Origin of the sequence: Bacillus coreaensis (assembly GCF_050586445.1) — a bacterium.
Classification (GTDB): domain Bacteria; phylum Bacillota; class Bacilli; order Bacillales; family Cytobacillaceae; genus Robertmurraya_A; species Robertmurraya_A coreaensis.
The window spans coordinates 221,450-234,042 of the sequence record NZ_JBOCCY010000004.1; the positions used below are offsets into that span (position 1 = coordinate 221,450).

At 39.6% G+C, this 12,593-nt stretch carries 8 protein-coding genes; 6 read left to right on the plus strand and 2 right to left on the minus strand.

All coding sequences use genetic code 11. The annotated features are described in order from the left end of the window. Positions 1–2 precede the first annotated feature (2 nt). Positions 3–4,277, plus strand: coding sequence for a S8 family serine peptidase (locus ACQ5H4_RS08765; RefSeq protein ID WP_430774557.1), 4,275 nt, complete (start codon positions 3–5; stop codon positions 4,275–4,277). Positions 4,278–4,361: 84 nt separating this feature from the next. On the opposite strand, the gene ACQ5H4_RS08770 is transcribed toward ACQ5H4_RS08765, so the two are convergent. Further along, on the minus strand, positions 4,362–4,556 hold the full coding sequence (locus tag ACQ5H4_RS08770) for a hypothetical protein (RefSeq protein WP_430774558.1): 195 nt from the start codon (positions 4,554–4,556) through the stop codon (positions 4,362–4,364). Positions 4,557–5,263: 707 nt separating this feature from the next. On the opposite strand from ACQ5H4_RS08770, the gene ACQ5H4_RS08775 reads away from it, so the two are divergent. The 4 genes from ACQ5H4_RS08775 to ACQ5H4_RS08790 all read left to right on the plus strand — a co-directional run bounded on the left by ACQ5H4_RS08775 (position 5,264) and on the right by ACQ5H4_RS08790 (position 9,282). Next, positions 5,264–5,920 (plus strand): 5-bromo-4-chloroindolyl phosphate hydrolysis family protein, encoded by a 657-nt coding sequence (locus ACQ5H4_RS08775; protein ID WP_430774559.1) that lies wholly within the window; start codon positions 5,264–5,266, stop codon positions 5,918–5,920. Next, positions 5,917–7,116 (plus strand): toxic anion resistance protein, encoded by a 1,200-nt coding sequence (locus ACQ5H4_RS08780; protein WP_430774560.1) that lies wholly within the window; start codon positions 5,917–5,919, stop codon positions 7,114–7,116. Before ACQ5H4_RS08775 ends, ACQ5H4_RS08780 begins: the two co-directional genes overlap by 4 nt. 278 nt (positions 7,117–7,394) lie before the next feature. Continuing rightward, positions 7,395–8,057: a hypothetical protein gene (locus tag ACQ5H4_RS08785; protein ID WP_430774561.1), complete on the plus strand. Its 663-nt coding sequence runs from the start codon at positions 7,395–7,397 to the stop codon at positions 8,055–8,057. Between the two features lie 16 nt (positions 8,058–8,073). Beyond that, positions 8,074–9,282, plus strand: coding sequence for an efflux RND transporter periplasmic adaptor subunit (locus ACQ5H4_RS08790; RefSeq protein WP_430774562.1), 1,209 nt, complete (start codon positions 8,074–8,076; stop codon positions 9,280–9,282). A 290-nt stretch (positions 9,283–9,572) separates the two neighbouring features. On the opposite strand, the gene ACQ5H4_RS08795 is transcribed toward ACQ5H4_RS08790, so the two are convergent. Continuing rightward, a complete protein-coding gene (locus tag ACQ5H4_RS08795; protein ID WP_430774563.1) occupies positions 9,573–10,424 on the minus strand; it encodes an N-acetylmuramoyl-L-alanine amidase family protein in 852 nt (283 codons plus the stop codon). Positions 10,425–10,556: 132 nt separating this feature from the next. On the opposite strand from ACQ5H4_RS08795, the gene ACQ5H4_RS08800 reads away from it, so the two are divergent. After that, positions 10,557–12,560, plus strand: a complete 2,004-nt coding sequence (locus tag ACQ5H4_RS08800) for a penicillin-binding transpeptidase domain-containing protein (RefSeq protein WP_430774564.1) — start codon at positions 10,557–10,559, stop codon at positions 12,558–12,560. Positions 12,561–12,593 lie beyond the last annotated feature (33 nt).

Below are 12,593 nucleotides of genomic sequence, written 5' to 3' on the forward strand. Positions count from 1 at the left end.
GTATGAATCATTGGAAAAGGCTCCAAAAAACAGCTTTGCCCGCAGCGATGTCCTTGCTGCTGATTGCAAGTCCGCTCAGCACCTATGCACAAACAACCTCTGTAGCCGGTAAAGAAACTCAAAATTTGAAAGAATTGCTTCTTAGGGAAACTCAGAACAGTAACGACAAGAGATTTTCTTTGCAAATGAACAGCGGTGAAAAACAGACAGAGGAAAATACATACATAGTTAAATATTCAGAACCACTGTCAACTAAAGAGCACAATTTGGCCGGGGTTACAGTCAAGAAACACCTTCCGAAACTAGGCTATGACGTTGTGACCGTCAATTCAAAAACCAGCCTCAAAAAAGTAGTAGAAGCTTATAAAGCGAATTCGAAGGTTGATTCCATTACACCAAGTGTGCAGTATAAAAAATCAGGAGTATTTGACCCGAAATTAGATCAAATGTACCATTACTCTCAATTAAATCTTGCTTCAGCCCAACAAGAAGCAGGTGACAGTGAAGTTAAGGTAGCCGTCATCGATGGCGGGATCGACATTAACCATCCGGACATGAAAGATAACGTGATATCGTCTGTCAATATCATGGATCCAATGAGAAAGGCACCTGCTGATCTGCATGGTACCCATGTGGCTGGGATTATCGCGGCCCAAAGTGGAAATTATGTTGGTGGCGTGGGAGTTAATCCCAATGCAAAGATCTTGGGAATCGATGTATTTAATGGTTCTCTAGGCGCTTACGATTATATCATCGCAGAAGGAATCATGTATGCGATCGAGAATGGCGCTGAGGTTATTAATATGAGCCTAGGCAGTCCGTTTCCGTCTCCAATAATTGAAGCGGCTGTTCAAACGGCAATTGATAGCGGCATTACTGTTGTAGCAGCTGCTGGTAATAGCGGTGTCAATGCGATGGAATATCCTGCTGCATACGAAGGGGTTATCAGTGTTGGGTCAACAAATGATAAGAAGAAACTCTCTGAGTATTCTACTTTTGGTCCTTCCGTTGATTTGGTCGCACCAGGTGAAGCGATATACAGTACGGCCTATAATGGGAAATCAACTTATCAAAAACTTAGTGGAACATCGATGGCATCTCCAATCGTTGCCGGCGTAGCATCTATGCTAAAATCTCAATCAAAAGAACTGACTCCATTTGAAATTGAAAGTATTCTTGAACTGTCCGCTGACGACCTGGGAGATAAAGGTTATGATGTAAAATTCGGTCACGGGCTCATCAATCCGATCGCTGCTTTGGATTTCGATCTTGAAAAACTTCCGGCAGATGCTAGCTTGTCACCTGAAGAAATTGCCGACAATGCCAAAGCTCTTGAGCTTGCTGAAGCCGTGACGGTTAAAGGAGTCCTGAAATCTCCTAACCAATCCGACTGGTTCAGCACTGAAGTTATTGAGGGGGATTACATTCAGCTGTTATTGGAAGGTTCAAAGCTTCATGATCTTGGGTTTGAACTTTATTTCCTTTCAGAAGGAGAGACGCAACCTTATCTTTGGGAAGAAGTAAACAATGCTACTGAAACCCAAAAAGAAGGATATCTGTTTGAAGCATATGAAACAGGAACTCTCTTTATCGGGGTAAAAGACGCCAATGGAAATTACGGTGAAAGCGGAAGCTATAGCTTTACAGCAGAAAAAAGTACTTCATTGAAAGATGATGGCAACGATTATGAAACTCCAGTTGACATTGCTTCTTTTCCTTATGATACAAATGAGCATTACTTGAATGGGGAAGATGGAGATGTTGATTATTATGGCTTTTCAGTCGAGGAAGCACAAGTAGTACGAGTCAAGTTGGACGGGCTTCCTGGAGTGGATAACGGAATTAATGTCTACATGGCAGATCCAGAAACTGGGGAAGAATATGAGTTGGCTTTTGCGAATAACCAATATATTTCCGGTGAGGAGGTAGTTGTGTTTGAAGCTTTGCCTGGCTATCAATATTCCGTACAGGTAACCAATACACCTATGAGTCTGGATGAGTTTTTCGGAATTGAATTTGATATATGGGGCGGAAATTCCAACCTACCGTATCATTTGAATATTAATGGGAAAATTCTCCCTGCAGATGCAGACGGTTTTCCTGATTTTGGAAATAGCGAAGAAGAATTATTAAGTGATACATTGACAGTAGAACAATATGCGAAATTAAAGCTTGAACAGAAAGCTGAGTCAGAGGAAGAAATTCCTGGCGAAGAAGAAATCATTGACGAAATCACTCAGTATGCACTTGATTATCAATTGGGTGAAACGGTTGAGGAGTATTTCCAATCTGCAGCGGACATCGACCTTTATAAGTTTACCGCGGAAGAAGATGCGATCTATAACTTTGCAATTAAAGGTAAAGATGGGATCACTCCGTTGCTGGAGCTTCTTCAATATGATGAATTGATGGGCTGGATTCCTATTAGTGTTAATTTTGGTTCGGTGGACTTGGAAGAGAACCAACAAACTGGATTAAGAAAAGGTGTTCAGTACGCTCTTGTAGCATCCTACTTTGAACCGTCATTCGAAGAGTATACTATTAAATCGTCCAAAGTTACCGATATTTCTGACGCAAGCGAGCCTAATGAGGTTGAGAGTGATGCAATTATTTTAGATGGTGAAAAAGTTAAGGGCAACTTCGCCTTCACGGGTGATGTAGATATGCACTATTTGGAAGGTGGGGAAGCAGGTATTATCGGTTTTATGGCTGATCCTGACTCTTCTGTTGAAAATGCTCCATCCGGATACTTGGAAACACCATTAGATCCAGCTGTTTTCATCGTCGAGGATACGAACTCCAATCAAGTAATCGATGAAGAAGAATTTAACACGGTAATCGCAATTGATGCCGGTTGGAATAATGAAATTGAAACAGGATCTTTCAAACGTAAGGAAGACACTGGTTACTTTTTAGTGCTTACCAATTATCAGTGGCATATTAACAGGGTTCCTCTTGCAAATTATGAATTAACCGTTGCTCCGGCTGTAATAAATGATGAAGATGCTGGCTCTGAAGTAACAGGTAATGTTCCGTCAGCTTCTTTATCTTTGAAAGTTGAAAGCAAGAATTCCTATTCGGCAAAAGGCTTTGTGAATTACAGTGAGAATGATGGAGATGCTGACTGGTATGAACTTAATAACAGTGCAAACTCCACTACAGCAGTAACCCTAAAAGAACCTAAAGACCTGAACGGTGAACTGGCTGTATATAGCAAAGATGGAAAACTACTTGCTTCTTCTGAATTGTACGGACGCGGGGATGGGGAAGTTCTAGTATCGAATCTGCCTGCAGGTCCAAATTATATTAAGGTTTCCAGCGCAGATAAGAACCCAAGTCTGGAGCCTTACCAATTGAACGTAACAACTGAAGTCCTTCCAGCAGAAGGAAATGTTGAAAGGATTTCTGGAGAGACAAGATATGAAACATCTCTTGGATTCGCCAAGCGTTTGCCTGACGATTCACTGGACACTGTCCTTATCGCTTCAGGGGATAATTATCCTGATGCACTTTCCGGTGGGGTCTTGAATGATGTGGTGATCGGTACGACGATTCTTATCAAAGATAATAAGAATGTGATTGAACAGGTACTTAACGAAGCCAAGCGTTTATTAAAACCAGAGGGGAATATTGTCATCCTAGGAGGAAAAAAGGCTGTTTCAGAAAACATTGAGAAGTCATTTGCAAAAGAATTCAATGTCAGCCGTATTTCGGGAGATGACAGAATGAAGACTTCAATAGAAATTGCCAAAAAAGTAACGAAATCACCTAAGGAAGTTTTTGTTACTACAGGGCTTGATTTTGCAGATGCGTTAAGTGTTGCCCCATATGCAACACAAACACAAATTCCGATTTTACTCAATGGCTCCAAGAAATCATTAAGCAGTGAAATTGAAAAGTATGTGAAAGACAATAAAATCAAAAAAGTCACTGTAGTTGGCGGTAAAAACGCTATATCAGCAGATGCTGTATCTAAATTAAAAGCAGCAGGTGTGACAGAGATTGAAAGAATTTCAGGAGATGACAGATTCCAGACATCACTTGCAGTTGCGAACAAATACTTTCCTAAAACAAAGAATGTGGCTCTTTCTAATGGCAGGAACTTCCCTGATGCTCTGAGCGGAAGCCATTTCGCAGCCGAATTAGAAATGCCGGTTGTTCTAACGGAACAGAATAAATTGGCTAGTAAAGCAAATGAGTATTTTGAAAAGGCTGAGGTCGAAAACTTCTATCTGTATGGGGGAACAAAGGCTATCAGTGATAGTATCATAGAGTAATTGAAACAAACCCTTCCAGCTGGAAGGGTTTGTTTTTCGTTAGTTGTGCAATATACCAGACTCAAGAAGAGGCCGATAACAGTATTAGTATTTCTTCTTTCCTGCTAGGAACATAAGTCCATGATAGATAAGAGCTAAAGCAAAGATAAGGACAGTTAGAACTCCAATGCCATCGATCAGTGGATCAAGAGGTGTTAAGAAACCGCTTACAGGAACGCGTAACAATCCAAAACCAGCAAGCATGGCAGCTAAGAATAATAAAGGATAGCTATTCAACATAAATCCCTCCTTTCAATAGTATGTATATTCATGCAGTGGGACATATGTTAATAAAGTTCACTAAATACTGCTGGAAAGGTGGAATATTTACATGCTAAATAGCATAGAGAATAAATGTTTTAAAGTGAGCGATGATTAATTATTCAGAGGTATTACTTGAAGACATTGCCTGTGACCGAAAGCTAATGGCTTTTAAAATAAAGATTTTGTCTTGAGCAGTAAGCATCTTCCAGCTTTTGACCTTAATCTTCACAAGACCACTCCTTTGTAATTGTCACTTCAACCTAGGTATCAAGTACTCTTTATTTACCACATACCATATACAGATAAACAACCAAAACTTCTACAAAGTCCGACACCAGCAACTTTAATGGGCCTATCATGCCTAAGCGGTGTCAGGGACTGTCCACCCCACGCGGACAAAACGAGTGTGTTTGTCCACGAGCGGTGACAGACACCTTAAAAAGACAAATCACCCAAAAGTGTCCACGGAGGGTGTCTGACACCCGGTGTTCCCAGGTTCTCAGTCTTGAGACCTAGATGTAAATACAAAGGAAGTCCATTTTGAATATGGTCAATTTCGGTTATATTGGTTATAGAGAATTTTAGTTGGGTCAAAAACTAGATTCATGCAAACTTGAAACTTTTTTTACAATTGGTTCGTATTACTTAATATAGAAATCCCGAGAGGTCAGGAGTCGATTATAGTGAACTTCTTAATTGTGTTGCTTATTTTTACCTTTGTTTCCATACCAGCTTCCATTTTGACATGGCTAATTAGCTTTTTTGCTTTGAACAATGGGTTCCTTACAGCATCAGGAATCTCACTAGTAGCTGGTATTGCTGCTTATTTAATCACCAACGGAATCGTTAAGGCAAAAACATTCAAGAAATATAACATCTCACGTAAAGAGTATGTATACATTAGAAAGAACCTAAAAGAAGCTAAGCCAAAGCTGCAGCGTTTGAGAAAAGCATTCTTCCAAGTAAGAGACGTCGCGGCTTTTAAGCAACAGCTTGATACACTTCGAGTAGCAAATAAGATCTACTCCATTACAAAAAAAGAACCAAAGCGCTTTTATCAAGCGGAACCATTCTATTATTCACACTTAGACTCAATGGTTGAGCTAGCAGAAAAATACGCGTTCTTATCTAGCCAACCGAAAAAGAACTCGGAATTACTTATCTCTCTTCAAGATACGAAAAGCGCTCTACGTGACCTTTCCCGTGTAATTGAAGAGGATTTAAACCAAGTGCTATCGAATGATATAGATAAACTGAACTTCGAGCTTGATGTGGTGAAGAAAATTACCCTGAAGCCGAAGAATCTAGACCCGAATGAAGAAAGTAGGAGAATTAAATGACAGATCGTAACAATGAGCCGCAATTGCAGCGGGCAGCATCTAGCAGCAATATGTTAGACGATTTGCTCGGAAATCCATTTGCTGATCCGATTTCAGCACAGGACCAACCTATTTTAGCTACGCAACAAACAGATAAACCCTTAAAGCTAATTGACGTAATCCCACCGGAGAACAGGGAGAAGGCATTTCAATTAGCGCAACAAATTGACCCGAAAAACCATCAAGCAATCATCACGTACGGAACGCAAGCGCAGTCGAAGCTAATGACTTTCTCGAATTCGATGATCGAACATGTAAAAAAAGAAGACATTGGAGAAGTGGGGGAGATCCTCTCTGATCTTATGAAGAAATTCAATGAGGTCAATCCAGACGAACTAAAGCCGGAGAAACGCTCGATGTTTTCAAGGATGTTTGGGAAAATCCAAAATTCACTACAAGAGGTGCTCTCGAAATACCAAAAAACAGGTGCGCAGATTGATCGAATCAGTGTAAAGTTAGAGCGCTCGAAAAATACATTAATGAGCGATGTGGTGTTCCTCGAAAAGCTATACGAGCACAATAAAGAGTATTTCCACGCACTGAACGTATACATTGCAGCCGGTGAATTAAAGCTTGATGAACTGAACCAATCTACCATTCCAAAGCTTAAGCAGAAGGCTGAACAAACTCAAGATCAAATGGCATTCCAAGAAGTCAACGACATGATGCAGTTTGCGGACCGTCTAGACAAGCGTATTTACGACCTAAAGCTCAGCCGTGAAATCACCGTGCAAAGTGCACCACAAATTCGCTTGATTCAAAACACCAACCAAGCACTGATTGAAAAAATTCAATCATCCATTATGACAGCAATTCCACTATGGAAAAACCAAGTGGCCATTGCACTCACGCTTATCCGTCAAAGAAATGCAGTAGAAGCACAAAAACAAGTTTCAAAAACAACAAATGAACTCCTACTCAAAAACGCTGAAATGTTAAAAACAAACACAATCGAAACAGCAAAAGAAAATGAACGTGGCTTAGTCGATATTGAGACACTCAAGAAAACACAAGAAAACCTCATTCAAACACTAGAGGAAACCATCCGCATTCAGCAAGAAGGTCGAGTCAAGCGTCGTCAAGCGGAACACGACCTCGCTCAAATGGAAGACGAACTAAAACAAAAGCTCCTCGATTGGGGAACGAACCCAAGGTAAATACTCTGTCCACAAAGGGTGACAATCACCTTTCGTGGACAACAAATACATAAGTTAATACCCTAGGGGGAAGGTGTCTGACACCTTCCCCCTAGGGTATCCTCATAAATTATGTTTAAATAATAATTAGTAATTAAACAAGGATGAATCATCTGAGCACTTACCGTCTCACCGTCGGAAGTGGTCTTTTTTTGTCGATTTCGTTTCCAAAATATATCAAATCAAGTAAAATAAAATGTAGTAATATCGCAATAAATGCCAAAAATTGGAGGATAACTATGATTTATCGTGTACAGTTGTTCCGTGGACTGAAAGAACCATACATCATCGGACATCAGTTGACAAACGCTGAAAAAATAGAAGGGACTTGGAAGTATACGATCATCCTCACCTTCGCTAGTTTCCTATTATACTCATTGAGTGCATATCTGGGTATTGGTAGTGAAATGCTATCTAAAGAAATCTACCAGCTAACTAGTGCTGAATTCGAAGCAACAAAGCTTCTTTTTGCTGTTGGACAAGTTCTACTAGGGGTGGTAGGTACTATTCTCTTCATCTTTTTTCCTGCACTAGTTTTCTGGTTATGTGCAGATACGAACTATATCAAACTAGTAAATATACAACTTATCATCACTATGATTATTTTAATAGAAAAAGCAATCAGTATTCCGTTTCATTTCTACCTTGGTCTTGACCCAGTGTCACTTCCCTATTCGTTAGGAGTGATTGCTCAGCATCTTACAGATAATCGATACCTGATTCTATTCTTTTCCCGAATTTCCTTGTTTCAAATTTGGTTAATTACCCTTCAGTATTTTTACGTAAAGAGAATACTGAATCGAAGCAAACCAATAGTATTATTAATAATTATTATAACAAATGTTTTCATTTGGCTTTTGATGGCGTTATTCTCATACATTGATTTTGAAAAAGTACTTTAAAGGAGTTGCTAGATTTATGAACTGGAAAAAATGGACAGTCATCCTAGTGGGCACTCTATTCGTGATCAGCAATCTCTACCTGATTTTTAAGAAGGATAGTCAAATTAGTAGAATTAGCTACGTCGATACCTGGACAACGGTTTCGGAACAGAATTTAGTAGAGTCTAAAGCAGATAAAGGGTTAATCATGCCAGTAGAAGAGGAATATATCTATTACGAAGAAAATACAGGTGACTTTAAAACCTTTCTGGTAAAAGAAGGGGACCAAGTAGAGGAAAACACACCAATCCTTGAGCTTTCATCCGTCAATATTGATGCAGCAATTGCACAGAAGGAAATAGAAATTTCGAAACTAGAAGACGAAATTGAGGCATTAGAAGACAATATTGATAATTTAGATGATTTATTAAGTGATATAGAAAGATCGACAACAGTAGAAAATGAGACCACGAATAGTGTAATGGCAAACTCACTGGAAATCGAAATCTATGAGAAAGAGCTTCAACTAAGTAGATTAGAAGCTGAACTTGAGACACAAGAGACCGCTTTATCAAGCATCGATGGGAGATTATCGAGCCTTACGATAAACAGCACAATTTCAGGTACCGTTAAAGAGATTCGACAAGATTTAATGAATCCAATCGTTACAATCACATCAAATAACCTTCAAGTAGAAGCAACTCTTTCTGAAAAAGAAATGGCTAATTTTGATGTAGGCATGAAGGTATATGTATCCTCTCATCTTCAAAAAGAGAAAATGGAAGGTACAATTGGAAGTATCTCAACTTTACCGAAAACAGAGCCTGTGGAAGGAAAAGAAACTCAATTTACCTATACCATCCAATTTAATGAGCAACCTGGTTCCTTAATTCCAGTTGGAACAAATGTGGATCTTAAAATCATTACAAATGAAATAAATGATGCCCTCACAGCTTCCACAAAAGCAACTCAAGAAAAAGGTATCAAAACGTATGTATACGTGATGATGCCCAATGGAACAATCGAGCGCCGAGAGGTTGAAACGGGACTACAACTTAACCATGTAGAAGAAATTAAAACAAACGTTGAAAAAGGTGAAAAGCTAGTAGTAACAGCAAATACCCTTAAGAACAATACTGAGTTTTTTACCTCTCTTGAACCAAAGAAGCTGGAAAAAAGTGTGTTTAAAGAGATGGGGAAAAAAGCTGCATTTAAAGAGTTTTTAAGAGGTGTATTAGTAAATTGATAAAAACAAACCCAAAGCGGTTTGTTTTTCATATTTTATATATATTATGAAATACTAAATGTAAATAAATTGTAAGTGAGAACAAATATGAAGCCATTTGATAAATTACCAAAGAACATTAAAAAGACCATTAGATACATTAATCAAGATGTTAAGTCCTTAGAAGATTTGGAACACCTAGAACAAACCATTTTTTCTTTTATTGAGAGAAGAAAAACACAATTAAAGCATCCGAAGTAAACCACACAATATTAATTAAAGATAGCCTCGATTATAGGGAGGCTATTTTACTATCTAATAACAGCACCCGTACTAGAATGAGCATAAATCTTCACTCTACCAAAGTCAGCTGTATCAATGATATATGTGTCCGGCTCACGACCATTTGCTACAATTCGGTAAGATAGTCCACCAAATTTCGCTGGTCTTAGTTGCCCGATTGCATTGGCTCTGACTGGCGCATCATTCACATGATAAATTCTCCAAGTATCAGCAGAATCTGGAAGATAAAGAAGTCTACCTGATGATGGTGCAGGAGAAGGAGATGGCGCCTGTGTAGGTGTGGCAGCAGGTGTAGATGCTACAGGAGCATTCCCGTTTCTTGTAAGGTTATAGATTCTTTCCAGTCCAACTACATGTCCTCTCGCCACTGACTCAATCCATGCTGGATCCTTCATTTTAGCCGCATCCCCAGCGTTATCGATGAATCCATTCTCTGTTAACACGGCATCCATATTCGTCTCACGAAGCATATGGAAATCCGCTTTTTTCAGTCCTCGGTCATTCATATTGTTTCGAGCGGTAATCTCCGAGTGAATGGTACGTTGCATTTGTGCGGTACGAGAGCTACTAGACAATCTACTATAAATATAATCCTCGTATCCAACACCACCACCTGAATTCACATGAACGGAATAGAGAAAATCGGCTCCCCATGAATTTGCAGCATTTGATCTTTGATTTAAAGAGACGGTGGTATCTCCTGTACGACTCATCCTTACCGACACATTGGAGTACTCTCTTTCTAAAATATCTCTAATTCTTAATCCTATCTGCAAAGTCACATTCTTTTCTTGAATCCCGTTTCCTACAGCGCCTGAATCCGTTCCTCCATGGCCAGGATCAATAAATATTTTTACCATCTTGTTCACCTCATCTTTTTTATGTTTCTCTTTTCCCTTTTGAAGGGTAGTCACAAACTAGACGAATGCGAATTTATCAATACATTTACATTTATATGGTAAAATAGGTGAAGAGGTTAAAGGAGGAGACGTATGAAAAAGTCGCTTTGGTTTGTAGTCATGATCACCTTAATCTTTCTTGCGGGCTGTAATAAGGAGCCGCAGCCAGAAGATCAATTTTCTACGTATGTAAAGCTTTGGAATAATCAAAAGTTTGAAGAAATGTATGATTATTTATCCACAGAAGCAAAGGAAAGCATTAAAAAAGAAGAATTTGTAGACCGTTACAAAAAGATCTACAACGATCTCGGAATCACAAGCCTTAAAGTCACCTATGAGAAACCTGAGGAAGAAAAGGAACGTGACAAAAAAGTAACGGAAGTAAGTCTTCCTTTTTCCATCAGTATGGACAGCATCGCAGGTGAGATTAGTTTTGAGCATGATGCCCGACTAACGAAGGAAGAAAAAGAAGACAACACGAATTGGTACCTAAATTGGAACACTACATATATATTTCCTGAGTTGAAAGAAGGAGATAAGGTGGGAATCAATACCGTCTCACCAAAAAGGGGTGATATTCTCGATCGAAATGGATTAGAACTTGCCACCACTGGAACAGCTCTTGAAATGGGTTTGGTCCCTAAAGAAATTGAAGGACAGGAAGAAGCTGTTATCGAGCAGCTTGCCACAGCTCTCGGAATCACGAAAGAAAGCATTGAAAAAGCACTGAACGCTAGCTGGGTTCAACCAGACTATTTCGTCCCAATTAAAACCATTGCAGAAAATGATACCGAATTGAGAGCGAAGCTTGGTCAAATTCCAGGTGTACAAAAGAAAAATGTAGAAGCTCGTGTGTATCCTTTCGGTGAAGCAGCTGCGCACCTTATTGGGTACGTCGGAGCTATTACAGCGGAAGAACTAGAGAAACAAGAGCCAGGTACGTATACTGCCAACGATGTCATCGGAAAAAGAGGTCTAGAGCAAGTTCTGGAAAAACGGCTAAAGGGTGAACAGGGTGTTCAAATTCTCATTCAAAAAGAAGATGGAGAAGAAACCATATTAGCTGAAAAACTTGTGAAAGACGGAGATCATATAAAACTTACAATTGACGGGGCTGTTCAGCAAGACATGTACCTCGAGTTGAAAGAAGAAGCAGGAATGAGTGCGGCCATTCACCCAACTACGGGTGAAACACTCGCTTTAGTAAGTAGCCCAAGCTTTGATCCTAACAAACTTTCACTTGGTGCAACAGCAGCTGAATGGAAGGCGCTTGAAGAAAACTCGAAGCAACCACTATTGAACCGTTTTAAGGCAACATTCGCACCTGGATCTGTGATTAAGCCAATAACGGCCGCAATTGCTCTGCAAGCTGGAACTACAGACTGGCAGAAAACCATGCAAATCAGTGGAAAGCAATGGCAAAAAGACTCCTCTTGGGGCAGTTACTATGTAACAAGGGTTACCGATCCAAATGGACCAGTAAATCTTGACAAAGCGTTACTATACTCAGATAACATATACTTTGCCCAATCATCATTAGATCTGGGAAAAGAGAAATTTGAGGAAGGTTTGAAGTCTTTTGGATTTGAAGAGGAATCAGACTTCCTATTCCCATTAGAAACTTCCACATTTGGAGATATGAGTTCTGAAGTGACGCTAGCTGATTCGGGCTATGGTCAAGGTCAAGTTGAAATGAATGTATTGCACCTAGCAAGCACATACACGCCATTGTTAAGCAATGGAAACATGATCAAACCAACACTCCTTCTGGATGACCAAGATAGTCAGGTATGGAAAGCTGGCTTGATTGGTGAAGAAAACCTAACCAAATTAAATGCTGCATTAAAGCAAGTTGTTGAAAATCCAAAAGGTACAGCAAATGCGGCAAAAATAGAAGGTTACCCTCTAGCCGGAAAAACGGGAACAGCTGAGTTCAAAGAAAAGCAAAATGAAGCAGGAAAAGAAAATGGCTGGTTCGTTGCCTACAACACAGATAATCCAAGCCTCTTAATCGCAATGATGATTGAGCATGTCGAGGGTAGAGGTGGTTCAAAGGTAGTCGTTGAAAAAGTGAAACGAGTGTTCCAAACGGAATAAAAAAGGCCCCTCTTAAAAAGAGGGGTCAATACG

Coding starts and splice junctions, on each gene's coding strand:
- ACQ5H4_RS08765 (WP_430774557.1), top strand. CDS start 3: ATGAATCATTGGAAAAGGCTCCAAAAAACAGCTTTGCCCGCAGCGATG.
- ACQ5H4_RS08770 (WP_430774558.1), bottom strand. CDS start 4,556: ATGTTGAATAGCTATCCTTTATTATTCTTAGCTGCCATGCTTGCTGGT.
- ACQ5H4_RS08780 (WP_430774560.1), top strand. CDS start 5,917: ATGACAGATCGTAACAATGAGCCGCAATTGCAGCGGGCAGCATCTAGC.
- ACQ5H4_RS08785 (WP_430774561.1), top strand. CDS start 7,395: ATGATTTATCGTGTACAGTTGTTCCGTGGACTGAAAGAACCATACATC.
- ACQ5H4_RS08790 (WP_430774562.1), top strand. CDS start 8,074: ATGAACTGGAAAAAATGGACAGTCATCCTAGTGGGCACTCTATTCGTG.
- ACQ5H4_RS08795 (WP_430774563.1), bottom strand. CDS start 10,424: ATGGTAAAAATATTTATTGATCCTGGCCATGGAGGAACGGATTCAGGC.
- ACQ5H4_RS08800 (WP_430774564.1), top strand. CDS start 10,557: ATGAAAAAGTCGCTTTGGTTTGTAGTCATGATCACCTTAATCTTTCTT.